Below are 25,656 nucleotides of genomic sequence, written 5' to 3'. Positions count from 1 at the left end.
CAGTCACAAACCCGGCATATATTCAGTTTGTCGGCTGCAGTTGCGCGTCCCGGCGCACCAGGGCCGCGTACCGGCCGTCCCGCTCCAGGAGTTCGTCGTGCGTACCGCGTTCGGCGACGCGTCCGGAGTCCAGCACCACGATCTGGTCGGCACCGCGGATCGTGGACAGCCGGTGGGCGATGGTGATCGTCGTGCGGTCGGCCGACAGCGCGTCGATGGCGTCCTGGACAGCGGCTTCCGTACGGGTGTCGAGCGCGCTGGTCGCCTCGTCCAGGATGAGGACCGGCGGGTCGCGCAGGATGGTGCGGGCTATCGCCAGACGCTGCTTCTCACCGCCGGAGAAGCGGTGGCCTCGTTCGCCGACGACCGTGTCGTAGCCGTCGGGCAGCGCGGCTATGTGGTCGTGGATCTGCGCCGCCACGGCCGCCGCGCGCAGTTCCTCGTCGGTGGCGTCCGGTTTGGCGAAGCGCAGGTTGTCGGCGACCGACGCGTGGAAGAGGTACGTCTCCTGCGAGACGACGCCGACCGCGCGGGCGAGGGTGTCGAAATCGAGGTCGCGGACGTCGACCCCGTCCAGCGTCACACGGCCGCCGGTGACGTCGTAGAGGCGGGGCACCAGGTAGCCCAGGGTCGACTTGCCGGCGCCGGTCGGACCGACGACGGCGAGGCTGCCGCCGGCCGGCACGGTGACGTCGACGCCGTCGAGGACCGGGCCGCCCTTGTCGTCGTACCGGAACTCGACGTCCTCGAAGCGGACTTCGCCCTTGACCTGGTCGAGACGGATCGGCCGCTCGCGCTCGGTGATGTCGACGGGGAGGTCCAAGTACTCGAAGATGCGCTGGAAGAGCGCCAGCGAGGTCTGGATCTGGACGCCGGTCGCCAGCAGGCTCACGGCCGGGCGGAACAGGCCCTGCTGGAGCGAGACGAAGGCGACGATGGTGCCCAGGGAGACCTCGGGGCCGCCGAACCGGAGGGCGAGACCGGCGGTCCAGTAGATGACGGCGGGCATCGCGGCCATGACGATCGTGATGACGGCCATGCGCCAGCGCCCGGCCATGTTCGACCTGACTTCGAGGTCCACCAGGCGCTCGGACTCCGTGGCGAAGGACGCGGTCAGCGAGTCGGAGCGGCCCATGGTGCGGCCGAGCAGGATGCCGCTGACCGACAGTGACTCGGTGACCGTGGCCGCCATCGCGGCCATCTGCTTCTGCCGCTGGGTGGTGATCTTCTTGCGTTCGTTGCCGACGCGGCGGCTGATCCACACGAACACCGGCAGCAGGAGCAGGGAGACGATCGTCAGCCGCCAGTCCAGGGCCACCATCGCGACGATCGTCGCGACGACGCTGGTGACGTTGGAGACCAGGGAGGTGGCGGTGGAGGTGACGGTGGCCTGCATGCCGCCGATGTCGTTGGCTATGCGGGACTGCACCTCGCCGGTGCGGGTGCGGGTGTAGAAGGCGAGCGACATGCGCTGGAGGCGGCCGTAGACCGCGGTGCGCAGGTCGTGCATGACCCGCTGGCCGACGGTGGTCGAGATCAGCGTCTGGAGCACGCCGAAGACGCCGGCCAGGACGGCACTGAGGACCATGCCGAGCGCGAGCAGGCTCAGCAGGCCGGTGCGGCCCTGGGGGATGGCGACGTCGAGCGTCTCCCTCAGCAGGAACGGCGTGGCCACCGAGACCAGTGACGAGGCACCGACGAGAAGGCCGACGACGGCGAGCCGCCCGCGGTAGGGACGGAAGAGCCGCAGGATGCGGCGCACCTGCCGGGGCTGGTCGCCGGCATCGGCAGGTGGGGTCCAGGAGAGTTCACGATCGGGACGCATGGGCTCCTACGGAGGGGACGGGCGCCGGCCCCGGGGCGGCCGGCGATGACTGGCGGATCGTAGGTCATTGTTACCTATACTCACAATGAACGGCATCCTGATATTGTTCCCGCATGACCACCCCAGATCCCGACGGGCTGCTCGCGGAGCAGTTGCTGCGGCTCACCCGCCGGGTGCACCGCATCCAGAAGCGCCATCTGGAACAACGTGACCTGGGCGTCACCCCGGCCCAGTCCCGGCTGCTGCGCACCCTCGCGCACTACGCCTCCCCGCCGCGCATGGCCGACCTCGCCGAGCGCCTGGAGGTGGTGCCCCGCGCGGTGACGACGCTGGTCGACGGGCTGGAGGCGAGCGGCAAGGTGCGGCGGGCACCCGACCCGGCGAACCGGCGCGTGACCCGGATCGAGCTGACGGCCGAGGGGCGGTCGGCCCTGCGCGAACTGCGCGGAGCCCGACGCTCGGCGGCCGAGGAGATACTTGCGCCGCTGACGGAGAAGGAGCGCCAGGTGCTCGGCGTCCTGCTGGACACACTGATCGACGGGGACGCCGCCCAGCGCTGCTGAACGGCGACGGCCCCGCCGCCCCGGAGGGAGCGGGGCCGTCTGCCCCGGAGGGATGGGGGCCGTCGCGCGACCGGCCCGACCGGCCCGACCGGCCGGGTGCCGCGCATCGCGGGGCGGCGGACCCTCTGCCGCCCCGGGTCAGCAGCGCCTGCGGTCCTCCGTCAGCACGCCCTGGACCGTCGTCAGCGACCGGTCGTAGCAGCCGTCCGGGCCGAGGAGGCGGTAGCGCTCGGACGACGTACCGACGGCGTGCCGCTGGTCACGCGGAACGTCGAGCGTGTACGCGGCGTCGCCCCTGTAGGTGTCGTCCAGCCGCGACCACGTGGTGCGCCGGCCGTCCTCGCGCATGACGACCGACGCCCGGTCGCCGAGGGTCAGCACGGTTCGCAGCCGGTTGTCCGGTCCGAGGGTGGTGGCACCGTCCATGGTGTACGTCCGGTGCGTGTGCGCCGCCCGCGCGAGGCCGCGCCCGGCTCCGGTGACGGCTCGGGCTGCGGTTCCGGCTCTGGTTCCGGCTGCGGTTCCGGCTCCGGCTCCGGCTCCGGCTCCGGCTCCGGCTCCACCGATGGTGACGGTGACGGTCTCGTCGTCGGTCCAGGTCGCGTCGAGGCCGTCCGTGTTCTCACCCTCGGTCCAGCGGTGGACGGAGGTGTTGGCGAGCGTCCGGGTGACGGTGGTGGTCACCCGCCCGCGGGAGGTGTCCAGGTAGCCGGAGACGGTGAGCCGGTGACCGGCCTCGGTGCGCACGCGGTTGTCCGAACCGGGCGTGTAGGCGGACGAGTTCGCGAGGTCGGTCGCCTTGTCCCCGGTGAGCGCGCCGGGCACACGGGCCCGGTGGGCGTCCTGCCAGACCAGTACGTTCACCGGGGCGCTCCAGCCCGACTGTCCCGCGGGTACGCCCACGACGGACACCTCGACGTGGTGCGGGCGGCCGTCGTTGAGGAGACCGGCGAAGGGCGTGAGGTCGTACTCGAGGGGCCGGACGTCGAAGGCGCGTGGCGCAGGTACGACGTACCAGAGGAAGGGGTTGGACCAGCCGCCCGTCCAGACGTTGGGGAAGGGGGCCGCGATACCGGCGAGTTTGCCGTCGACGCTGATCTGCACCTCGCGGTACGGCCCGCGGTCGGCCTTGCACGAGTACGGCGCCGGATCGGCCACCGTCAGGTACCAGAACTCCTCGCAGCCGCCGCCCGAACCGGTCGCGTACACCTCGGCGACGATCCGCTCGCTGTTGCGCGGGGTGGTGAGCGTCGTACCCGCGGAGGTGTCGGCGAGGGTGAGCACCCGGTCGGGGGCGGGCTTCTCGGGCCGCCCCGGGTAGAAGGTCAGGGTCACGTGCACGTCGATGACACCGGTGTAGGTGTCGTCCACCATGTTGCCGATCAGCATCTCGACGTCCCGCGCGCCGCGGAAGGTGTCGCTGTAGCGGGTGACGTCCTTCTCCACGTGCCACTCGATGCCGTCGGGCGACGGCTCCGGGGTGGAGGTGCGCAGGATCTCGACGCCGCCGACGTGGAGATAGCCGAGCCGGTCGTACTGCCGGCCCTTCACCTTGCCGTCCAGGCGCAGGACGACCTTGCTCCAGCGGGCGCCGCAGCCCTTGGGAGGCGTGTAGGCGCCACGGTAGGGCGTGTAGTCACGGAACTGCGCGTCGGCGAGGGTGACCTGGCACGAGCGGGTGTGCGGCCGGTCGACGGGGGGCGCCGCGGTCACCGGGTCGTGCCAGTCGGTGCCGAACTCGGCGGGCGCGCCGGCCGCTCGGGCGGCCGGGGCACCCGTGCCGAAGAGCGTGCTCACCAGAAGGGTCGCCCCCGCGAGCATGGACATGACTAACCGTCTTCTCATGGCCCGTGTTCTACGGGGAGACGCGCCGTCCCGCAATGACGCCTCGACAGATCGACGCGATGAGGACGGCCGCCATGCGGCCCTGCACGACAACCCAAGGAAGGGACAATCAGTGATATAAGCACATTTTACTGGCATAGTGCCGACATGGAAATCATGACGGCCGGCAGTCCAGCGGGGCGGACGGCCACGAGCACGGCCCGCCGGACCCGCTCCACCCAGAGGCTTCTGCGGTGAAGGAGTCGTCCACGCGCCCGGAACCCCGGCGAGGGCGTCACCTCCCCGGGCTCCGCTCACGTCGCACGGCGCTCGTCCTCACGGCCACCGGCGCCGTCGCGCTCGCGGGAGCCGCCGCACTCACCGGAGGCGTCGCGCTCAGCGGTGACGCCCTGTTCCCCGGCGCCGGCCCGCACCCGGACCGCGGCACACCCGCCCCGGGCGCCTCTGCCGCTTCGGCCGGACCGGCCCCCTCCCCCGGCGCGGCGGGCATCGGCGATCCGCTCATGCCGCTCGCCGGCAACGGCGGATACACGGTCCGGCGCTACACGCTCGACTTCGACTGGCGGGCGCCGCAGACGCCCTTCGAGGCCGCCGCCACCGTCAGCGCCACCGCGACACAGCCACTGTCCCGCTTCGACCTCGACTTCGCGGGCAACGCGTTGCACCACGTCACCGTCGACGGCGCCCCGGCCACCGTCCGACGCGACGGGGACGAACTCGTCGTCACCCCCGCGAGGCCGATCCCGCGCGGCCGCGCGTTCACCGTCCGGGTCGCCTACACCGCCGACCCGACGCAGCGACGCCACCGCGACGACGCGATCCAGGACTACGGCTGGGTGCCGACGCCTGACGGCACCGTGGTCTGCGCACAGCCCGACGGCGCGAGAATGATCTTCCCGGCGAACGACCACCCGAGCCTGCGGGCACCCGTCACCTTCCGGATCACCACACCCGCGGGGCTGAGCGCGGTGGCCAACGGCCGGCTGGTCGGCACCGTGCGGCGCCCCGGCGGCCGCGTCCGGTGGACGTACGATTCCGAGCAGCCGATCGCGGCACAGCTGGTCCAGCTGGCGATCGGGAAGTTCACGTTCGTCGACAGCCGCGGCCCGCGCGGACTGCCCGTCCGGGACGCGGTTCCGGACGGCCTGGTGGCGGAGACCGAGGAGTACCGTGCGCTGACTCCGGATCACCTGGCCTGGCTGGAGCGGCGACTCGGGCCGTACCCGTTCCGCCGCTACGGAGTGCTGGTCGGTGACACCGACCTGCCGGTGGCGCTGGAGACCCAGTCGCTCTCCGTCGTGCCGCGGGACGACCTGCTGGGCGACCGGGTCGACGCCGAACGCAATCTCGTCCACGAGCTGACCCACCACTGGACGGGTGACAGTGTCGCCATCCGGCGCTGGTCGGACCTGTGGCTGAGCGAGGGTCACGCGCGTTTCTACGAACGCCTCTACTCCGACGAGCACGGCGGCGTGAGCCTGGAATCGGCGATGCGGGCGGCGTACGAGCAGCACGACCAGTGGCGGCACGACGACGGAGCACCCGCCGAGCCCACCGGGGCGACGCTGTTCAAGGTGATGCGGTACGACGGCTCGGCGCTGGTGCTGTACGCGCTGCGGGAGAAGGTCGGCGAGGAGACCTTCGGCCGGATCGAGCGTGCCTGGGTGACCGCCTACCGGGGCCGTGCGGCCGGCACCCGGGACTTCGTCGCGCTCGCCTCCCGGGTCGCGGGCGAGGACCTGGAACCGTTCCTGACCGCCTGGTTGTACGGCGCGCACACCCCGCCCATGCCGGGGCACCCCGACTGGCAGGTGGACCCGGTCGAGGACTGAGCCCGCGGGCCGGGCTTGGTTGCCCCGGGCAGCGGAGTCACTGCCGCCGACCGGGTGGCCTCTGCGGGACGGCTGGTCCACCCCGGTGACGCTCGCCACGACACGGCGCCCGGGGCACGGAAACGTACGAGGGGTGGCACGGCGGGCAGCTCCTTTGCCCTGGTTGCGAACGAGCGTGGTTGGGAGAGCCTCTGCGATGAGAAGAAATGTTTCTGCACATGTCCCCAGAGCCATCCGGAGATGCCGCCGTACGGCTTGTCTGATCGCGGGGGCGGCTCTGTTGCCACCACTGCTGATCCTTCCGATGTCCGGTACCGACGACCCGTCCGACCGGCGTCTGCAAAACGCCTTCACCGACGCCGCGCGCGAGTTCCAGGTACCGCGCAGTGTGCTCATGAGCGTGGCGTACATGCAGTCACGCTGGGACTCCCACCCGGGTGCGCCCAGCGTGTCGGGCGGCTTCGGGCCGATGCACCTGCTGGACACCGGCCTCGTGCGTTCCTCGGCGCCCTCGTCCGCACCGCGGACGCCGGACGGCGTGCACGCCCGGCCGAGCGCGGGGGCCGCGGGGCCGTCCGCCGGGGACATCACGGACGCGGGCCCCTCGGGCGGCCACGCCGTGCAGCCCGCGGATCTCCAGCACGCGGCACGGCTGATCCAGGTCCCCGTCGGGCGGCTGCGGACGGACGCCGTCGCCAACGTACGCGGCGGCGCGGCTCTCCTGGCGGCCACTCAGACCCGGCTCGGCAAGCCCCTCAGCTCCGACCCGGCGGACTGGTGGGAGGCGGTGGCACGCTTTCCCGGCACCCGTGACGTCGCGTCAGCCGCGTCGTACGCCGCCGACGTCTTCACCGTGATCCGTCAGGGCGCGCACCGCACCACCGCCGAAGGCCAGGACGTCTCCCTTCCGGCCACCCCCGGTGTGCGGCCGCACCACCGCGCGCCCGTCCCGCAGGGCCCCCAACGGCCGAAGGAGGTCGAGTGCCCCGCCGACCTGGCCTGTGACTGGCTCGGCGCGCCGTACGAGGAGATCGCCGGCCTCGATGACAGCGACGACACCGACGACAGTGACGACAGCGCCGACACGGCAGACACCACCGACAGCGCCGACAGCCCGTACGGCAACCACGACCTCGCCGACCGGCCCCGGGACCAGCCGATCGAGTACATCGTGATCCATGACACGGAAGCAGAGCTGGCGAGCATGTTCCAGACGGTCCAGGATCCGAGCGAGGCGTCCTGGCACTACTCGATCCGCTCCAGCGACGGCCACGTCACCCAGCACGTCCAGACCAAGGACGAAGCCTGGCACTCCGGAAGCCAGTTCGTGAACGCCCGCTCGATCGGCATCGAGCACGAGGGCTTCCTCACGCAGCCCGGAACCTGGTACACGGAGCGGATGTACCAGACCTCGGCCCGTCTGGTGAAGTTCCTGGCGAAGAAGTACGCCATCCCGCTCGACCGGCAGCACATCTTCGGCCACGACAACGTGCCTTCCCCGACCGCCGACGCCATCCCGGACATGCACGACGACCCCGGCCCCTTCTGGGACTGGCGGCACTACTTCGACCTGCTCGGCGCGCCACTGCGGGCCACGGCGGGGCCCGACAGCGACATGGTGACCATCCTGCCGGACTACGCGACCAACCAGCCGCGGTTCACGGGCTGCACGCGCAGTGGTTCACCGTGTCAGCCGCACGGCTCCAGCGCCGTCCGGCTGTACACCGAACCACGCGAGAACGCCCCGCTGATCCAGGACCCGGGCCGGAAGCCGGACGGCGACGACTCCACCGAGGACGTCAACGACCTGGGATCGCGCGTCTCCGCCGGTCAGAGCTTCGCCGTCGCCGACCGCAGCGGGGAGTGGACGGCGATCTGGTTCCAGGGTCGGAAGGCGTGGTTCAAGAACCCCACAGCGCACCCGGTCGCCGTCGGGGCGGCCGGGCGCATGGTCACCCCGAAGGAGGGCCTGAACGAGGTCCCGGTGTTCGGTCGTGCGCTGCCGGAGGAGGATGCCTATCCGGCGGACGTGGAGGAGCCGACCGCTTCGCCGCTGCCGTACAGCTTCCAGGCGGGCCAGCGGTACGTGACGCAGTCCGGCGTCGGCAGTTCCTACACCGCCAAGTCGTTCAGTGACACACCCAACCCGGTGGTGTGGGGCCGGGAGAAGTACTACGAGATCCAGTTCGGCCACCGGCTCGCCTACGTCCGGGCGAGCGACGTGGACGTGGTCGACTCGTCCGCCGCCGCGGCAGGACCCCAGGGGGAGGCCGCTCAGCCGACCGGGCGATGACGCGACTGCATCCGGCACGGCTCGCGGCTGCCGGTAGCCGCTGGCCGTGCCGGTGCGCCGGTACTCGGTGACCTTGGCCGGTGCCCGGTGGGCCGGGTGCGCCGGTGGGCCCGGATGGCCGGGGGCCTGGGCGAGGGGGCCCGTTTGACCGGCGTGCCCGTGTGACCGGGAGCGTGGGCCGGTGGTCCGGTGGGCCGGTGGGCCGGTGGCCCGTGGTCCGGTGCCCGGTGTCCGCTGGGCCGGCGGCCGGGGGCCAGGGGCCAGGGGAACAGGCTGGGGGAACGGGCTGGGGTACGGCGCCGGTGTCAGGCCGTGGGGGCCGACTTGCCCCCGTCCACCGGTCCTCGCCGTACACGGCCACGGTCCTGCCCGGTCCTTGGCGGGCACCGGCACCCCGGGGCGGCGGGGCCGTGGCCGGAAGGCGGCCGATTTCGTGGGCATCGAGAAAAACTGTTTGAAATTCACCACTCTGCGACGCGAACCTTTCACGGCTTGTTGCCGCTCCCGCGGCTTCCTCCGCCTGACACGAGCCACTGGGACGTCATGCAGATCCAAGACCTTCCGTATCCCGATCCGGGCGTGCCCGACGCGCGTTCGGGTCCCCGATTCCTGTGGTGGCTCTGGCGCAACCAGCTGGGTGGGCAGCTGAAGTCGCTCGCCTGGGGCCTGCTCCACTTCGTCTCCGTCTCCGTCCTGCCCTTCTGCGTCGGCCTCGCCGTGCAGGCGGCCATTGACCGCTCCGGCACCCGGCTCGCCCTGACAGGGGCTCTGATGCTGCTGAGCGGAACGGGGATCGCCGTCGGCGACACCTTCCTCCACCGCACAGCCGTCACCAACTGGATCACCGCCGCCGCCCGCGTCCAGCAGCTGCTGGCACGCAAGGCCGCCCAGCTGGGCTCCGGCCTGACCCGTCGGGTGGCCGCCGGCGAAGTGGTGTCCGTCTCGACCGGCGACGTGGAGAAGATCGGCTGGTTCGTCGAGGCCGTCTCCCGGTTCACCGCCGCCGCGCTGACGGTCGTGGTCGTCGGCGTCGGCCTGGTCGTGTACCAGCCCGCCCTCGGCGTGGTCGTCGCCGTGGGCCTGCCCGTCGTGGCCCTCGCGGTGCTGCCGCTGCTGCCCCGGGCGACGCGCCGCGCGGACGTGCAGCGCGAGAAGGCCGGCCGGGCCACCGAGCTGGCCTCGGACACCGTCGCCGGACTGCGGGTGCTGCGTGGCATCGGCGGCGAGGAACTGTTCCTCGACCGCTACCGCCGGGCCTCCCAGGAGGTGCGGCACGCCGCCGTGCGCAGCGCCCGGATGTGGTCGCTGATCTCCGCCGTCCAGGTGCTGCTGCCCGGACTGCTGCTGATCGCCGTCGTCTGGCACGGCATCGGCCTGGCAAGGCAAGGCCGGATCACGGTCGGCGAACTCGTCACCGTCTACAGCGCGGTCATGGTCCTCAACTACCCGTTGCGGCACTTCGAGGAGATCGCCATGGCGTACTCCTTCTCCCGCCCGTCGGCCACCCGCGCCGCGCGCGTGCTGTCGCTGGAGCGGTCCACGGCCACCGACGGCACCCGCGAGGCCGGAGTACCGGGTGGCGATCTGTACGACCCCGAGACCGGTCTGCTCGCTCCGGCCGGCCTCTTCACCGCCGTGGTGTGCGGTGACCCGGACGCGGCGGGCAGGCTCGCCGAGCGTCTGGGCGGCCACCCCGCGGAGCCGGGCCGGTCGGTGCTGCTCGGCGCGGTACCCCTGGACGAACTGCCCCTCGACAGCGCCCGCACCGCCGTCCTGGTCCAGGACAAGGACCCGGTGCTGCTGTCCGGCACGCTGCGCGAGCTGCTCGACGTGCCCTCCTCCGGTGACGTGCGGGCCTCGGACGCGCTGGCGGCGGCACAGTGCGAGGACGTGCTGGACGCCCTGGTGCAGGGATCACTGGACGCCGCCGATCCGATGGACGCCCGCATCAGCGAGCGTGGGCGCTCCCTGTCCGGCGGCCAGCGGCAGCGGCTCGCCCTCGCCAGGTCGCTGATCACCGATCCGGAGGTGCTGGTGCTGGACGAGCCGACCTCGGCGGTCGACTCGCACACCGAGGCCAGGATCGCGGACGGACTGCGCCGGCTGCGCTCGGGGCGGACGACGGTGGTGTTCACCTCCTCGCCGCTGCTGCTGGACCGCGCGGACCGGGTCGCCCTGGTGCACGGGGGCGAGGTCGTGGCGGTCGGTGTGCACCGCGAACTGCTCGACGGTGAGCCGCGGTACCGGGCCGTGGTGACCCGGGAGACCGACGAGGAACTGGGCGCGGGCGACGAAAACGTGCTGCTGGACGCGCTCCAGGAGCTGGAAGACATCGAGGAGAGCGCATGATCGGCGTTGCGCCACCGGCGTACGACCCGGCGGCCCCGACGACCGCCACCACCCTGCCCGTCGGCGCCGCCGCGACCGTGCGCGCCTACGTCACCGAGCTGTTCCGCCGGCACCGACGCGCCTTCCTGCTGCTCATCGCCGTCAACACGGTGGCCGTGGTCGCCTCCATGGTGAGCCCGTACCTGCTCGGCGGTCTCGTCGAGCGGGTGTCGGACGAGACCAGGGAGCTTCATCTGGGCCTGACGGCAGGGCTGTTCGTCCTCGCGCTCGCCGTGCAGGCCGTGTTCGTCCGGCAGGTGCGTCTGCGGGGCGCGATGCTCGGCGAGCGGATGCTGGCCGACCTGCGCGAGGACTTCCTCGTCCGGTCCGTCGGGCTCCCGCCGGGCGTACTGGAGCGTGCGGGCACCGGCGACCTGCTCTCCCGTATCACCACCGACATCGACCGGCTGGCCAACGCCATGCGTGAGGCCGTACCGCAGCTGGCCATCGGTGCGGTGTGGGTCCTGCTGCTGCTCGGCGGGCTGGTCGTGACGGCTCCGCCGCTGGCCGCCGCGGTGCTGCTCGCCGTCCCGGTCCTGGTGATCGGCTGCCGCTGGTACTTCCGGCGGGCACCGTCCGGCTACCGCTCGGAAGCCGCCGGCTACGCCGCCGTCGCCGCCGCGCTCGCCGAGACCGTGGACGCCGGCCACACCATCGAGGCGCACCGCCTGGGCGCCCGCCGGGTGGCCCTGTCGGAGCGGCGGATCAAGGAATGGACGGCATGGGAGCGCTACACGCTCTGGCTCCGCTCCGTGCTCTTCCCGGTGATCAATGCCGTCCACCTTCTGGTACTCGGCTCGGTCCTGATGGTCGGCGGTGTGTTCGTCCTGCACGGCTGGATGAGCGTGGGCCAGCTGACCACCGGCGCGCTCATCGCGCAGATGCTCGTCGATCCGGTGAACCTCATCCTGCGCTGGTACGACGAGGTGCAGGTCGCCCAGGTGTCGCTGGGCCGCCTGGTCGGGGTGCGGGACATCGAACCGGATGCCGGGGACGCCGCGCTGGCACCCGACGGCCGCACCGTGCACGCCGACCGGGTGCACTTCGGCTACCGGGAGGGCGTCGACGTGCTGCGCAGGGTCTCCCTGGAGGTCGCGCCGGGCACCCGGCTCGCCCTGGTCGGCCCCTCCGGAGCGGGCAAGTCCACCCTGGGCCGGCTGCTCGCCGGGATCTACGCCCCCCGGGACGGCCGGATCACCCTGGGCGGGGCGGAGCTGTCCCGGATGCCCGCGGAACGCGTCCGCTCGCACGTGGCCCTCGTCAACCAGGAGCACCACGTCTTCGTGGGCTCCCTCCGCGACAACCTCCTGCTGGCCCTCCCCCACTCCCGGCTTCGCCCGGCCGGGGAGGCCCCCACCGGCAGTCACGACGCCGAGTTGTGGGCGGCCCTGGGCGCGGTCGACGCGGAGGGGTGGGCGCGCGCGCTGGATGACGGCCTGGACACCGAGGTCGGCTCCGGCGGCCTCGCGCTGACCCCGGCGCAGGCCCAGCAGATCGCCCTGGCCCGGCTGGTGCTGGCCGATCCGCACACGCTGGTCCTGGACGAGGCGACCTCGCTGCTCGACCCGCGCGCGGCCCGCCATCTGGAACGCTCCCTGGCACGGGTCCTGGACGGCCGCACCGTGGTGGCCATCGCCCACCGCCTGCACACCGCCCATGACGCCGACGTGATCGCCGTCGTGGAGAACGGCCGGATCAGCGAGCTGGGCAGCCACGACGAGCTGGTCGCGGCGGACGGGGCGTACGCGGCGCTGTGGCGGTCCTGGCACGGGTGAGCGCCCGCCGAGGAGGCTGCCGCCCACGGGAACCGCTCCCCTGGCGGCCCGGGCGGTGCCACCGGCGGCGCAGGGGGCCCTCGCGGGCGTCCGCAACCGCCCGGACAGCGGGCCCCTGACGGGCACGGGAATTGTGCCTGCCGCCGTGACTCCGGAACCCGGGTCACAAGGCCGTCGGGCCACCGCGCGCCCGTGCCCGGCGGGACTCGTCCGGCGCCGTTGCAGGGGCGCGCGCGCCTTCCGGTAGCCGTGCCGTTGCGCGGTGCCGAGCAGGGGTGGAAGGCTGGAAAGCGGCGACACCGGTTCGGGGCACACCCGGGAACCGTGCGGTTCATGGCGCGTGACCCTTGTGCCGTGCCTGCCGGCGGCCCGCCACCCGTTGGGGTGGCATCCGGCCGTCCTCACCATCTGGAGGTAGTCGTGGACAGCGCCGACGGCTGGGGGGACGACGTCTACCAGCCCGATCCCTCGGAGATCCGGGAGGACTCGGGGGTGCTCGACGTCGAGGACACATTGGACTTCGACGGCGTGGACGACCCCCTCGACCGCGGCTGGTCCCCTCCCGAGCGCCCGTGGGCGGTCGAACACAGCGGCGTGACCGCGGCCGAACGCAAGGCGGGCGAAACCCTCGACCAACGGCTCGCGGAGGAGCTGCCCGACCCTGGCACACCCGACGGCGACGGTATCGGCGACTGCGACGGCACCGACGGGGAGCTTCTGGACAACGAGGTCGGCAACTTCCGCTCCGGCCGGCTGGTGGCGCCTGACGAAGGTGCCCACGAGGATGACGAGGAAGCCCTGGTCGCCACCGACGTCGGCATCGACGGGGCCGCCGCCTCCGCCGAGGAAGCCGCGATGCACATCGTCGACGAGGACTCCCTCTCCGGCTGAGCGGGAGCCGGACGTCCCCGCCCCGCCGTCCGCCCGGCACGAGGAGCCGCCATGCAGCAGGACAAGCACCCCGACTACCACCCCGTGGTCTTTCGCGACCGCGCCGCCGGCTACGCGTTCCTGACCCGGTCCACCGCGCGGAGCGAGCAGACCATCGAATGGGACGACGGCCGGACCTACCCGGTGATCGACGTGGAGATCTCCTCGGAGAGCCACCCCTTCTACACCGGCAAGGCCCGTACCGTCGACACCGAGGGGCGCGTCGCCCGCTTCGAGCGCCGCTACGGCGGGGCGGACGCGGGCGAGCAGACCTGATCCGGACACCCCGCCCCGCCCCGGGGACTCAGCCGGGGGCTTCCTCAGATCACGTTGAGGGCCGCGGCGCAGCCCACGCCGCCGAGCAGCATGAACACCGGCATCAGCACCTTCAGCTCGACCCAGCTGCCCGCTCGGAACCGCATGGCCTTGGGCGGCCCCAGCGGGTACCAGCGCTTGCGACCCACGGGGATCGGCCACAGGATCGGGCAGCCGGACACGGTCAGCGCGTCCCCGATGTCGTGCACCAGCGCGCCCAGCACGATCGGGAGCCCCAGCCACAGGTACTCCTGCCCGGGCGCGGTGAACAGCCAGTCGGAGCCGTTGCCCGGCTTGTCCAGCACTCCCGCGAGGATCCACGCGCTGGTCGCCGCCAGCAGCCAGACCAGGACATCGCTGCTGGAGCCGCGCGCCGCCCGCCACAGCAGACCCTCGATGGCGAGCACCATGTGCACGAAGAGGATCGCCAGCACCGCCCAGCGGCCCTCGGTGATCGCCGCCGCCGAGCATCCGGCGCCGAGCAGGACCGCCCACAGCCAGGTGTGCGTCAGCGTGCGGTGGCCGCCGGAGCGGCGCGGGTCGCCCTGCTTCCTGGTCGCCTTGTAGACGGCGTACGACAGCTTGTCCACGATCTCGCAGACCCAGCGGGAGAGCGGCCCGAAGGCCCGGGAGATCGTCGCGGCCTTGTGGTCGAGGTCCGGGGCGAGAGCGGCACCGGCGCAGATCAGGGCGCCGCAGAGGAGGACCGGCCAGGGCATCGGGTGCCCGGCCGCCGCCGCGGCGGCCCCGACGCCCAGCCAGGCCGCGGCCCCCGACAGTGAGTGTGCTGGTCCCATCATGGCCGCTTTCCGCCCCATTCCTCGTGTGCCGCTGTCCAGTTGTCCTGGTGCGCTGACGCTGCGTCGGCGACACAGCGTAGCGGCCGTGATCTTGGTGTTCGCAGCCGATTCCCCGCTCGGGCGGTGGGCCAGGCAAGATGGGGGCGTGACCCTCATCGATCAGCTGCCGCCGACCGCCGACCCCGATGCCCTGTACGAAGCCTTCGAGTCGTGGGCGCAGGAGCGCGGCCTCACCCTCTATCCGCACCAGGAGGAGGCGCTGATCGAGGTGGTCTCCGGGGCGAACGTGATCGTCTCGACGCCCACCGGCTCCGGCAAGAGCATGATCGCCGCAGGCGCGCACTTCGCCGCGCTGGCCCGCGACGAGGTCACCTTCTACACCGCTCCGATCAAGGCGCTGGTGTCGGAGAAGTTCTTCGAGCTGTGCAAGCTCTTCGGCACCGAGAACGTCGGCATGCTCACCGGTGACGCCTCGGTGAACGCCGACGCGCCGGTCATCTGCTGCACCGCCGAGGTGCTCGCGTCGATCGCGCTGCGCGACGGCAAGAACGCGGACGTCGGCCAGGTCGTCATGGACGAGTTCCACTTCTACGCCGAGGGTGACCGCGGCTGGGCCTGGCAGATCCCGCTGCTGGAGCTGCCACAGGCCCAGTTCATCCTGATGTCGGCCACTCTGGGCGATGTGTCCTTCTTCGAGAAGGACCTCACCCGTCGCACCGGCCGCCCCACCTCGGTGGTCCGCTCGGCGACCCGCCCGGTGCCCCTGTCCTACGAGTACAAGCTGACGCCGCTCACCGAGACCCTCACCGACCTGCTGGAGAGCAAGCAGGCCCCGGTGTACATCGTGCACTTCACGCAGGCGCAGGCCGTGGAACGGGCGCAGGCGCTGATGAGCATCAACATGTGCTCGCGTGAGGAGAAGGACCAGATCGCCGAGCTGATCGGCAACTTCCGCTTCACCACCAAGTTCGGCCGCAACCTCTCCCGTTACGTACGGCACGGCATCGGCGTGCACCACGCCGGCATGCTGCCCAAGTACCGGCGTCTGGTGGAGAAGCTCGCCCAGGCCGGCCTGCTGAAGGTCATCTGCGGCACGGACACGCTCGGCGTGGGCGTCAACGTGCCCATCCGCACGGTGCTGTTCACGGCTCTGACCAAGTACGACGGCAGCCGGGTGCGCACCCTGCGGGCCCGTGAGTTCCACCAGATCGCGGGCCGGGCCGGCCGGGCCGGTTTCGACACCGCGGGACTCGTGGTGGGGCAGGCGCCGGAGCACGTCATCGAGAACGAGAAGGCGCTCGCGAAGGCGGGTGACGACCCGAAGAAGCGGCGCAAGGTCGTGCGCAAGAAGGCGCCGGAGGGCTTCGTCGGCTGGACGGAGAACACCTTCCAGAAGCTGATCGAGTCGGATCCGGAGCCGCTGACCTCGCGCTTCCGGGTGACGCACACGATGCTGCTGTCGGTGATCGCCCGCCCGGGCAACGCGTTCGAGGCGATGCGCCATCTGCTGGAGGACAACCACGAGCCGCGCAGGCAGCAGCTGCGGCACATCCGCCGGGCCATCGCGATCTACCGCTCGCTGCTGGACGGCGGCATCGTGGAGAAGCTCGACAAGCCGGACGCGGAGGGCCGCGTCGTCCGGCTCACGGTCGACCTCCAGCAGGACTTCGCGCTGAACCAGCCGCTGTCCACGTTCGCCCTGGCCTCCTTCGAACTCCTCGACCCCGAGTCGCCGTCCTACGCCCTCGACATGGTTTCCGTCGTCGAGTCCACCCTGGACGACCCGCGGCAGATCCTCGCCGCCCAGCAGAACAAGGCGCGCGGCGAGGCCGTGGCCGCGATGAAGGCGGACGGGGTCGAGTACGAGGAGCGCATGGAGCGCCTCCAGGACATCACCTACCCGAAGCCGCTGGAAGAGCTGCTCTTCCACGCCTACGACACCTACCGCAAGAGCCACCCCTGGGTCGGCGACCACCCCCTGTCGCCGAAGTCGGTGATCCGGGACATGTACGAGCGGGCGATGTCCTTCACGGAGCTGGTGTCCTTCTACGAGCTGGCCCGCACCGAGGGCATCGTGCTGCGCTACCTCGCCGGCGCCTACAAGACCCTTGACCACACCATCCCGGACGACCTGAAGTCCGAGGACCTGCAGGATCTGATCGAGTGGCTGGGCGAGATGGTGCGCCAGGTGGACTCCAGCCTGCTGGACGAGTGGGAGCAGCTCGCGAACCCGGAGGAGATGACCGCCGAGCAGGCCCGGGAGAAGGCCGACGAGGTCAAACCGGTCACCACCAACGCCCGCGCCTTCCGCGTCCTGGTCCGCAACGCCATGTTCCGCCGTGTGGAGCTGGCCGCTCTGGACCAGGTCGAGGAGCTGGGCGACATGGACGCCGAGTCCGGCTGGGACGCCGACGCGTGGGGCGAGGCGATGGACAAGTACTGGGACGAGTACGACGACCTGGGCACCGGCCCCGACGCCCGCGGCCCGAAACTCCTCGTCATCAAGGAGGAGCCGGAGAACGGCCTCTGGCGCGTCCGCCAGATCTTCGACGACCCGGGCGGCGACCACGACTGGGGCATCAGCGCGGAGATCGACCTCGCGGCCTCCGACGCCGAAGGCCGTGCGGTCGTCCGCGTCACCGACGTCGGCCAGCTGTGAGCCATTCGCGGCCCGTGGTAACCCAAGGAGAATCCCACCGATGACGAATCCGGCCGAGAGGCTGGTCGACCTGCTCGACCTGGAACAGATCGAGGTCAACATCTTCCGTGGCCGCAGCCCGCAGGAGTCCCTGCAGCGGGTCTTCGGCGGCCAGGTGGCGGGCCAGGCACTGGTCGCCGCCGGCCGCACCACGGACGGCGACCGCCCGGTGCACTCGCTGCACGCGTACTTCCTGCGGCCGGGCCTGCCGGGCGTGCCGATCGTGTACCAGGTGGAGCGGGTCCGGGACGGACGCTCCTTCACGACGCGCCGGGTCACGGCCGTGCAGCAGGGCCGCACGATCTTCAATCTGACCGCCTCCTTTCACAAGCCTGAGGAAGGACCGTTCGAGCACCAGCTGCCGCCGACCCGCGAGGTGCCCGATCCCGAGACACTGCCGACGGTCGCCGAGGAGATCCGCAAGCAGTTGGGGACGCTGCCGGAGCAGTTGGAGCGGATGGCGCGCCGCCAGCCCTTCGACATCCGCTACGTCGACCGGTTGCGCTGGAACGCCGAGGAGATAAAGGGGGCCGAGCCGCGCAGCGCCGTGTGGATGCGCGCGGTGGGACCGCTCGGTGACGACCCCCTGGTCCACACCTGCGCGCTCACCTACGCCAGCGACATGACCCTGCTGGACGCGGTCCGCATCCCGGTGGAGTCCCTGTGGGGTCCGCGGAACTTCGACATGGCCTCACTGGACCACGCCATGTGGTTCCACCGGCCGTTCCGCGCCGACGAGTGGTTCCTCTACGACCAGGAGTCCCCCATCATCACGGGTGGGCGCGGACTGGCCCGCGGACGCATCTACGACCTGCAGGGACGGCTCCTTGTCTCGGTCGTTCAGGAAGGGCTGTTCCGGGCCCTGTAGCACCTCGGCGTCAGGGGCGGCGACCGGTCGCTCCGGCCCGACCGTGCGCTCAGGCCGGGCCAGGCCCTCAGGCCCGCGCGGGCTCTGCGGGCTGTGGGCTTCTCCGCCGCAGCCAGGCCCGCAGACCGCGGGACGACCTCGGCGGTGCGGGTTGTGTCCGTCCGCGGTCCCGGCGGGCCGGTGGCACCGCCGGTCGCTCCAGCCTCCCCACCGGCGGCACACACAGGCTGGGAGGGCGGACCGACAGCTCGGGGTGCCACTGCTCCGGGATTCCTGCTGCCGACTCCGGGAGCCGGGCCGCAGCCTCCGGCAGCAGGGCCGCCGCCTCCGGAGGCCGGGCCGCCGCCTCCGGAGGCCTCGTCGCTTCTTCCAGGGGTGCGGTGACCGGCGGGGGTGCGGTGACCTGCCGAGATGCGGTGACCGTCCGGGTCATGGGCGGGATGGGGCGTACGGCGGTTCGGATCGGCGGCGTGACGCGGCGGGCGGCCGGGCGCGGGGCAGGTGAGACGTCGCGGGCCTCCCTGACCGAGCGCGCCAGGTCGCTGCGCAGCCAGCCGGTCTCGTCCGCATCCTGCGCCGTCATGATCCGCTCGGCGGTCTGCGCGGACGGCGACCCGGGCACTCCGTGGCCCGGAGGGGCGGGCCGGAACCGGTTCAGGTGAGCACGCTCGTACGGGTCCTTGACGACGTCGGCGACGTCGACGGGCGCGAGGAAGGCGGCCACGGCCCCGGCGCGGGCCCAGGGACCGTCCGCCTGCCGCAGCAGGAATCCCAGATGCCGTCCGCGCCAGTTGCGTGCCCGCAGGTCCACTCCCGCCGCCAGCTGGCCCCGCAGGGTCTCGGGCGTACGCCCCTTGAGCAGGTGGGCGTTGTCCGCGCCCGACGCGAACTGGCTGAGTTCTTCCGCCAGATAGAGCCAGACCACGGTTCGATAGCGATTGAGGTAGTACGTGACGGGCACGAGCAGGCCCAGGCGGGCGAGCCGGGTGAACCGGCCCGCCGGGATGCCCATGAGGGCGGCTCCTTCCGCCGTGCCCATCACCTGGACCCGCTCGCGGAGGGATTCGGGGAAGCCGTTCTGGGCGCGGAGGCGGTCGATCTCCGCGCATTCCACCCGCCGGGCCCCTCCCCCGCCCTCGTCCGGCACGGTCCGGATGCGGCCCAGCTGCACGGCGAGGTCGAACTCGCTTCGCTTGAGCCCCAGTTCTCGAGCGGCACGGCTCGGCGTGCAGGTGGTCGGGCGGGACGGGTCGAAGGTGCTTGCCGACATGGTCGTTCTCCCCCGTGGAGTGGTGGGCTCACGCCTTGTGCGTTCGCCGTGCACCCACCGTATCCGCTCCGTGACAAGTGGTGGCGGGCCTGTGGATAACTCCACGAAGGAGGGCAAAACAGCAGGTCAGGCGTCGGCTATGCGAGTTCGCTCGGGTTGCCTAGGATCGACACCGAGGTGTTCGCCGACCCGGTTGACGAGCAGGGTCATCTCGTAGGCGATCTGACCGATATCCGCTTCCGCCCCGCTGAGCACGCACAGACAGCTTCCGGTGCCGGCCGCGGTCACGAACAGCACGGCGTCGTCGTACTCGATCATCGTCTGGCGCACGCTGCCCGCGCCGAAGTGACGTCCCGAGCCCTTGGCCAGGCTGTGCAGCCCGGATGCCACGGCGGCGAGGTGGTCGGAGTCCTCGCGTCGTAGGCCCGTGCTCGCTGCGGTGACCAGCCCGTCGTTCGACAGGACCAGCGCGTGGCGGACGTGGTCCACCCGCTCGGTCAGATCGTCCAGGAGCCAGCCGAGGCCCTGGTTCTGCGCCATGTCCATCTCCCCGTGTGATGTCTCCCATTGCTGCAGGAACTGCCCGCCAGCCTTCCCCACGACCGGCGTACGAGCAAGCAGGATGGGCCCATGGCAGAGAAGATGACCGATGCGGAATGGCGGGCGTTCGTCTCGGACGGTACCCGCACCGGCAAGCTGTCCACCGTCCGCGCCGACGGCAGCCCGCACGTGGCTCCGATCTGGTTTCTCCTGGACGAGAACGAGGTGGTGTTCAACACCGGCAAGGACACCGTGAAGGGCCGCAATCTGGCCCGTGACGGCCGGATCGCCCTGTGCGTGGACGACGATCGTCCGCCGTTCCACTTCGTGGTGCTGAACGGTCGCGCCCGACTGTCGGAGGACCCGGCCGAGCTGCGCCTGTGGGCCACCCGGATCGCCGCCCGGTACATGGGCGCTGAGCACGCCGAGGAGTACGGCGCCCGCAACGGCGTGCCGGGCGAACTCCTCGTCCGCGTCTCCATCGACAATGTGCTGGCCATGCGCGACGTGGCGGCCTGAGCGGGGGTCTCAGCCGACCGAGTCCAGGAGCCGGGCGGTGTGCATCCGCCCGGCGTACTCGACGAGCCGGATCAGCACTTCCTTGCCGGAGTCGCGGTCGCGCGCGTCGCACAGCACCACGGGCGTGCCGCTGTCGAGGTCGAGCGCCCGGCAGACGTCGTGGGCGCCGAAGGTACGGGCTCCCGCGAAGCAGTTGACGGCGACCACGAACGGGATGCGCCGGTGCTCGAAGTAGTCGACGGCCGGGAAACAGTCCTCCAGGCGCCTGGTGTCCGCGAGGACCACCGCGCCGAGGGCTCCCTGGGCCAGTTCGTCCCAGAGGAACCAGAAGCGGTCCTGGCCCGGTGTGCCGAAGAGATAGAGCGACAGTCCGGAGCGGATCGTGATGCGGCCGAAGTCCATGGCCACGGTCGTGGTGACCTTCTGGTCCACACCGTCGGTGTCGTCCACCAGCCGGCCTGCCTGGCTCAGCAGTTCCTCGGTGCGCAGGGGCCGGATCTCGCTGACGGCCCCGACGAGGGTCGTCTTGCCGACGCCGAAGCCACCGGCGACCAGTATCTTCAGGGCCAGGGCGGAGGTGTCACCGACGGTTTCGGAGTGATCGGACACCATCATCACTTCTCTCGGGAGGGCCGGCCCGGGCCGGCCATGACGTGCTCCGGCGCGAAGCCGGCATCCTGACGACAGGGGTACGGCGGTGTCGGCGTGTTCATCTACAGCGCCCTCAATCCCTCGATGACCTCGCGCAGAATCCGTTCATCCGGCAGGTGTGCCGGAGGCACCGGGCGGCTGACGCTCACGCAGCCGAGTTCCAGGAGGTCTCCGAGGAGCACCCTGACCACGCCGACCGGAAGGTCCGCGTCCGCGGCGAGTTCCGCGACGGACTGCGTCTCCGCGCGGCACAGGTCGACCAGGGTCCGGTGCTCGGGACCGAGGGTGTTGTCGTCGCCGAGCGCCGATGCGGCGAGGTCGAGGGTGACGAGCGCGATCAGATCGAAGCGGACGCCGGTGGGCCCGGGCTGCGTGCGGCCACCGGTCATGGCGTACGGGCGGACCAGCGGCCCGGCTTCGCCGTCGTACCACTGGCTGCCCGGCTCCCGGGGTCCGCCGGTCGGGTTCTCGGTCATCGGTGGTGCCTCTCCGGCTCATCCGGCGGCGGGCGGCTGTGCCGTGACGCGCGGCGGCGTGTGGAGGTGCTCGCCGACGCGTTTGACCAGGCGGGCCATCTCGTAGGCGACCAGCCCGATGTCGGCCGTGACCGCGGTCAGCAGGGCGAGGCAGGAGCCGTCACCGGCGGCGGCCACGAAGAGGAACGCGTCGTCCATCTCGACCATGGTCTGGCGCACTCCGCCCGCTCCGAAGTGGCGTCCGGCGCCCTTGGCGAGGCTGTTGAAGCCGGAGGCCACGGCGGCGAGATGCTCAGCGTCCTCCCGCGCGAGGCCGGTGGAGGCGCCGACCGCCAGGCCGTCGTTGGACAGCACGACGGCATGCCGCACCTCGCTCACGCGCATCACCAGGTCGTCGAGCAGCCAGTCCAGCTCGCCGGACCCCCGGCCGGCCATCGGGTTCGGGTCCTGGATCATGCCGGATCTCCTTCGCTGCTGGGACTGTCCGTCTCCGGTTCCGGGGCGCTGCCGTGGCCCGGGTGCCTGCCGCCGCCGCGTACCCAGCCGTCGCGGTACGCCGTCATGCGGTCCCGTACGAGTTCGGGGGTGCGCCTGTCGTCGCCGAGCCGGTCGGGCCGCGCGGCCGGCTCCTCGGTGCGCTGGTGGCGCAGTTGGGGGGCGAGGCTCGCCTGGCGCACGCGGCGCGGCAGGCCGTCGGAGGGCTCCGAGGAGTCGCCCGGCGGGCGGTGCAGCCTCAAGGCGGTCACTCCGGGGGGTGCGGGTTCGTGGGGGGTGCGGTGGGAGCCGGACGCCGGGCCGGCGGGGTGGGCGGCGGATGCCGTTCCGCCGACGTGGGAACCGGATGCGGGTCCGAGGGCATCGACGTCGTGCGCCGGTCCTGCGGCGTCGGTGCCGGACGCCGGTCCGATGCCGTCGGTGCGGGACGCCGGTCCGGTGGTGCAGGGGTCCGGCGCCGGCGCGGTTGCGCCTGGAGCGGGCGCCGGCCGGACCGTGCGGGGACCGGGTGTCCGCGCCGTGCCGTGTGCTCCCGGCGCGGTGGCCGCCAGGGCCGGCCGGCCCGGGCGCGCGATGACGGCGGCCTCCCGGGGCGTGGCCGCGCCGGGTACGCGCGCGTAGGCACGTTCCCTGTCGGGGCGCCCGTGTCCGTCGTCCCGGGCGGAACGGTCCGCCAAGCCGTTGTGCAGCAGGGCGGTCGGCAGCAGGACCACGGCGGTGGTGCCGCCGTACGGGGAGGTCCGCAGGTGCACCTTGATCTCGTGCCGGGAGGCGAGCCTGCTGACCACGAAGAGCCCCAGCCGGTCGCTGTCGAAGAGGTCGAGCGCCTCGGACTGTTCGATGCGCCGGTTGGCCTCCGCGAGGGTGTCCGCGCCCATGCCGAGTCCCCGGTCCTCTATCTCCAGGGCGTAGCCGTTGCCGACGGGCTCGCCGGCGACCCGCACGCGCGTGTGCGGCGGGGAGAACTGGGCGGCGTTCTCCACTAGCTCGGCGAGGAGGTGCGTCAGGTCGGCGACCGCCGCGCCGACGATCTTCGCCTCGGGGAACTGGCACACCTCCACGCGCGCGTAGTCCTCGACTTCCGACACCGCGGCGCGCACGACGTTGGTCAGGGACACCGGCATCCGCCAGGCCCGGCCCGGCGCGGCACCGGAGAGGATGATCAGGCTCTCCGCGTGGCGCCGCATCCGGGTCGTGAGGTGGTCCAGACGGAACAGGTCGCTGAGCTCGTCGGGGTCGTCGGAGCGTCGCTCCATGCTGTCCAGCAGGCTGAGCTGACGGTGCACCAGGACCTGGCTGCGGCGGGCCAGGTTGACGAAGACTCCGGAGATGCCGCTGGCGAGTTCGGCGCGCTCGACGGCGGCGCTGAGCGCCGCGCGGTGGACGGTGGTCAGGGCTTCGGAGACCTGCCCGGTCTCGTCGTCGGCGGCAGGTCCGGCGGGCGCCTCGGCCTCGAGGTCGATCTCTTCACCCGCGCGGAGTCTCCGCATCGCCTGAGGGAGTTTGCGGCGGGCGATCTCCAGCGCGTCGTTACGCAGGCTCACGAGTTCGATCACGAGTGCCCGCCCGATGCGGACGGAGATGACGAGGGAGGCGGCGACGGCGGCGAGCCCGAGGAACACGACGGCGCCGGCGGAGCTGAACAGGCCGCGGGCGACGGGGTCGGCACGGCCGGCGACGACACGTCCCGTGGCGGCCGCGATGCTCCGCATACCGTCCTGCACGCGCGCGTGGTTGGCGCTCCAGGCCGCTTGCGGTGCCGCCCCGGACGGCTTGGCCCCCTGTCCGGCGGCCAGCAGCTTGTCCTCCGCCGCGCCGAGGGCCGCGTACGACCCGCTGCCCGCCAGGTCCCGCCAGGCGGCACGCTGCGCGGAGGGCAGGTCGGTGACGGCGGTCTCCGTGAGGGCACGGCGCGTGGCGACGGCGGCACCGAAGAGCCGCAGGCGCTCCGCCCGCAGGGTGCCGGCGGTTCGTGCACTGCCCAGCAGGGTGTCCTCCTGGGCCAGTGCCTCGGCGGCGCGCGAGAACTCCAGCAGCACGCGCGCGTCCGAGGCGACGTCCGCCTGCTGGACGGCGGTGAGGGCGCCGTCCACGGCGAAGGCCGCGTCGATGGTCTTCGTGTAGCGCGTGTACGACTCGTCCCAGGCTGCCGTGCGGGCCAGTACGGCCGTGCGCAGCGTGCGGAGGTGCTCGGCACCGGTGACGAAGGCTTCGAGGCGTCTGGAGATACCGGCGGGCAGTTCCTGGCTGTCGGCGACCGTGCTGTCACGCCCGAGCCGCAGCCTGGCCACGGCCCGGTCGGTGCGGGCCGCCAGGTCTTCGAGGTCACCGCCGTTCCCGGCGCCGGGGGCAGTGGCGTAGCGCACGGCGGCGGTGCGCTCGGCCTGCAGCGCTGTGACGGCCGCCGCCACCGGGGTGCGCAGTTCGGCGTCGATCCGCTGGGACTGGCGCAGCCGTGCGATGTCCTGGGCGGTGGTGACGGCGGCGTACGCCCAGAGGGCGAGCAGGGAGACGACGGGCACCATCAGGAGGCTGACCACCTTGGCCCGCACGGTCCGGGGCCGCGCGTACAGGCGGCTCCCGCGCGCGCGTGCCGGGGCGGGCGGAGTGCCGAGCGGGCGGCCGGTGCCTTCGTCGGCGGGTGGTCCGGCGTGTGCGCGGCGTCCGCGGGGACGGTGGGCCTGGGCGGCGGCGTTCTCGGGGGTACGGGGTGGGCGCATGGCCTCCTCGCTCGGGACGTGGTCGGTTCGCTCGGCCGGAGTGCGCTAGTGGGCGGCGCTCTCGACGGGGCGCTGGGCGGAGGCGGACGCCTCGCGCTCGTCGGCCGTGGGCGAGAGGGCGACGAAGGCCGAGGTGATGAACAGATAGGACCCGAGGCCCACGGCGAGGGGGAAGATGAACTGCATCGCCGTGGCCCCGGGAAGGGCGTCGCCGGAAGGACTCACCCGCACGCTCACCGCGAACATCCCGGTGTAGTGCATGCTGCTGACAGCCGCGCCCATGACGAGGGAGGCGACGGTGACCGCCAGCGGCGAGGTGATGTGGAGCGCGGCCCACAGCGCCGCGGTGGCCGCGAGCACGGCGATCAGTACGGACACGCCGACGAGGACGGGGTCGTACCCGACGTGGCCGTGCAGCCGTACCGCGGCCATGCCCAGGTAGTGCATGCTGGCGACGCCCAGTCCGGTGGTGAGCCCGCCGAGGAGGAGCGCGCGGGTGCGGTCGCGGCTGTGGCCGACGGCGAAGACGCCCGCGCAGACGACGGCCATGGCGACGAGAAGGCTGAGGAAGGTCAGCGGCACATCATAGCGGATGTCGGTGCCGCTGACGCGGAAGCCGAGCATGGCCACGAAGTGCATGGTCCAGATGCCCGTCCCGATCGCGGAGGCGGCGGTGACGAGCCAGTTGCGGCGTGAGCGGCCGGTGGTGGCGAGCGCGCGCACGGTGCAGCGGAGTCCGAGTGCGGCGCCTATGCAGGCCATCACGTACGACAGTACGGGGGTCAGCCAGCCGAAGGCGGCGTGGTCCAGGTGTCCCATGGCCCCGGGACGCTAGCGGGGGCAGGGGCGCACC

General features: G+C 72.2%; 19 protein-coding genes and 1 pseudogene. 10 read left to right on the top strand and 10 right to left on the bottom strand.

Annotated features, from left to right (window positions below; translation table 11 throughout):
* Nucleotides 1-22: 22 nt before the first annotated feature.
* On the bottom strand, nucleotides 23-1,825 hold the full coding sequence (locus tag AB0B40_RS15865; protein ID WP_345054682.1) for an ABC transporter ATP-binding protein: 1,803 nt from the start codon (nucleotides 1,823-1,825) through the stop codon (nucleotides 23-25).
* A gap of 113 nt (nucleotides 1,826-1,938) precedes the next feature.
* Here AB0B40_RS15865 and AB0B40_RS15860 point away from each other — a divergent pair, with 113 nt between their 5' ends.
* A complete protein-coding gene (locus AB0B40_RS15860) occupies nucleotides 1,939-2,388 on the top strand; it encodes a MarR family transcriptional regulator (RefSeq protein ID WP_345054679.1) in 450 nt (149 codons plus the stop codon).
* A 138-nt stretch (nucleotides 2,389-2,526) separates the two neighbouring features.
* Here AB0B40_RS15860 and AB0B40_RS15855 read toward each other — a convergent pair whose 3' ends face one another.
* The gene (locus AB0B40_RS15855; RefSeq protein ID WP_362264117.1) at nucleotides 2,527-4,233 is read right to left on the bottom strand and encodes a peptide-N4-asparagine amidase; all 1,707 of its coding nucleotides are present in this window, start codon (nucleotides 4,231-4,233) and stop codon (nucleotides 2,527-2,529) included.
* 233 nt (nucleotides 4,234-4,466) lie between these two features.
* Between AB0B40_RS15855 and AB0B40_RS15850 the strand changes: the two genes are divergently transcribed.
* The 6 genes from AB0B40_RS15850 (at nucleotide 4,467) to AB0B40_RS15825 (ending at nucleotide 13,727) form a co-directional block, all read left to right on the top strand.
* Nucleotides 4,467-6,065: a M1 family metallopeptidase gene (locus AB0B40_RS15850; protein ID WP_345054674.1), complete on the top strand. Its 1,599-nt coding sequence runs from the start codon at nucleotides 4,467-4,469 to the stop codon at nucleotides 6,063-6,065.
* A gap of 304 nt (nucleotides 6,066-6,369) precedes the next feature.
* Nucleotides 6,370-8,358, top strand: coding sequence for a peptidoglycan recognition family protein (locus AB0B40_RS15845; protein WP_345054671.1), 1,989 nt, complete (start codon nucleotides 6,370-6,372; stop codon nucleotides 8,356-8,358).
* A 543-nt stretch (nucleotides 8,359-8,901) separates the two neighbouring features.
* Complete coding sequence (locus AB0B40_RS15840; RefSeq protein ID WP_362264116.1) at nucleotides 8,902-10,707, top strand: ABC transporter ATP-binding protein; 1,806 nt, start codon at nucleotides 8,902-8,904, stop codon at nucleotides 10,705-10,707.
* A complete protein-coding gene (locus AB0B40_RS15835; RefSeq protein ID WP_345054666.1) occupies nucleotides 10,704-12,521 on the top strand; it encodes an ABC transporter ATP-binding protein in 1,818 nt (605 codons plus the stop codon). Before AB0B40_RS15840 ends, AB0B40_RS15835 begins: the two co-directional genes overlap by 4 nt.
* Nucleotides 12,522-12,941: 420 nt before the next feature.
* Entirely contained in the window at nucleotides 12,942-13,412 is a 471-nt protein-coding gene (locus AB0B40_RS15830) for a DUF5709 domain-containing protein (RefSeq protein WP_345054663.1), read from the top strand.
* 51 nt (nucleotides 13,413-13,463) lie between these two features.
* The gene (locus AB0B40_RS15825; RefSeq protein ID WP_345054660.1) at nucleotides 13,464-13,727 is read left to right on the top strand and encodes a type B 50S ribosomal protein L31; all 264 of its coding nucleotides are present in this window, start codon (nucleotides 13,464-13,466) and stop codon (nucleotides 13,725-13,727) included.
* A gap of 44 nt (nucleotides 13,728-13,771) precedes the next feature.
* On the opposite strand, the gene AB0B40_RS15820 is transcribed toward AB0B40_RS15825, so the two are convergent.
* Nucleotides 13,772-14,566 carry a metal-dependent hydrolase gene (locus AB0B40_RS15820; RefSeq protein WP_345054658.1) on the bottom strand — a complete coding sequence of 265 codons (795 nt, stop codon included), beginning with the start codon at nucleotides 14,564-14,566 and terminating at the stop codon, nucleotides 13,772-13,774.
* 145 nt (nucleotides 14,567-14,711) lie between these two features.
* Between AB0B40_RS15820 and AB0B40_RS15815 the strand changes: the two genes are divergently transcribed.
* The gene (locus AB0B40_RS15815) at nucleotides 14,712-17,225 is read left to right on the top strand and encodes a DUF3516 domain-containing protein (protein ID WP_345054655.1); all 2,514 of its coding nucleotides are present in this window, start codon (nucleotides 14,712-14,714) and stop codon (nucleotides 17,223-17,225) included.
* Nucleotides 17,226-17,265: 40 nt separating this feature from the next.
* Nucleotides 17,266-18,132: an acyl-CoA thioesterase II gene (locus tag AB0B40_RS15810; protein WP_345054653.1), complete on the top strand. Its 867-nt coding sequence runs from the start codon at nucleotides 17,266-17,268 to the stop codon at nucleotides 18,130-18,132.
* Between the two features lie 484 nt (nucleotides 18,133-18,616).
* Here AB0B40_RS15810 and AB0B40_RS15805 read toward each other — a convergent pair.
* Both AB0B40_RS15805 and AB0B40_RS15800 read right to left on the bottom strand, forming a co-directional pair.
* Nucleotides 18,617-19,402, bottom strand: a pseudogene (locus AB0B40_RS15805) (DUF6397 family protein); the annotation flags it as partial.
* Nucleotides 19,403-19,528: 126 nt separating this feature from the next.
* The gene (locus tag AB0B40_RS15800; protein ID WP_345054650.1) at nucleotides 19,529-19,942 is read right to left on the bottom strand and encodes a roadblock/LC7 domain-containing protein; all 414 of its coding nucleotides are present in this window, start codon (nucleotides 19,940-19,942) and stop codon (nucleotides 19,529-19,531) included.
* A 90-nt stretch (nucleotides 19,943-20,032) separates the two neighbouring features.
* On the opposite strand from AB0B40_RS15800, the gene AB0B40_RS15795 reads away from it, so the two are divergent.
* Nucleotides 20,033-20,461 (top strand): PPOX class F420-dependent oxidoreductase, encoded by a 429-nt coding sequence (locus AB0B40_RS15795; RefSeq protein ID WP_345054647.1) that lies wholly within the window; start codon nucleotides 20,033-20,035, stop codon nucleotides 20,459-20,461.
* Nucleotides 20,462-20,470: 9 nt separating this feature from the next.
* Here the strand turns inward: AB0B40_RS15795 and AB0B40_RS15790 are convergent, their stop codons facing one another.
* The 5 genes from AB0B40_RS15790 to AB0B40_RS15770 form a co-directional block, all read right to left on the bottom strand.
* On the bottom strand, nucleotides 20,471-21,073 hold the full coding sequence (locus AB0B40_RS15790) for an ATP/GTP-binding protein (RefSeq protein ID WP_345054805.1): 603 nt from the start codon (nucleotides 21,071-21,073) through the stop codon (nucleotides 20,471-20,473).
* 101 nt (nucleotides 21,074-21,174) lie between these two features.
* Nucleotides 21,175-21,588 (bottom strand): DUF742 domain-containing protein, encoded by a 414-nt coding sequence (locus AB0B40_RS15785; RefSeq protein ID WP_345054644.1) that lies wholly within the window; start codon nucleotides 21,586-21,588, stop codon nucleotides 21,175-21,177.
* 18 nt (nucleotides 21,589-21,606) lie between these two features.
* Nucleotides 21,607-22,044 (bottom strand): roadblock/LC7 domain-containing protein, encoded by a 438-nt coding sequence (locus AB0B40_RS15780; protein WP_362264115.1) that lies wholly within the window; start codon nucleotides 22,042-22,044, stop codon nucleotides 21,607-21,609.
* On the bottom strand, nucleotides 22,041-24,803 hold the full coding sequence (locus AB0B40_RS15775; RefSeq protein WP_362264114.1) for a nitrate- and nitrite sensing domain-containing protein: 2,763 nt from the start codon (nucleotides 24,801-24,803) through the stop codon (nucleotides 22,041-22,043). Before AB0B40_RS15775 ends, AB0B40_RS15780 begins: the two co-directional genes overlap by 4 nt.
* Before the next feature lie 45 nt (nucleotides 24,804-24,848).
* Entirely contained in the window at nucleotides 24,849-25,622 is a 774-nt protein-coding gene (locus AB0B40_RS15770) for an MHYT domain-containing protein (protein WP_362264113.1), read from the bottom strand.
* Nucleotides 25,623-25,656: the final 34 nt, after the last annotated feature.

The organism is Streptomyces sp. NPDC042638, assembly GCF_040647235.1.
Lineage (GTDB): Bacteria > Actinomycetota > Actinomycetes > Streptomycetales > Streptomycetaceae > Streptomyces > Streptomyces rameus.
Note: the sequence above shows the minus strand (reverse complement) of the source record. Positions and strands in the feature narration are given on the sequence as shown.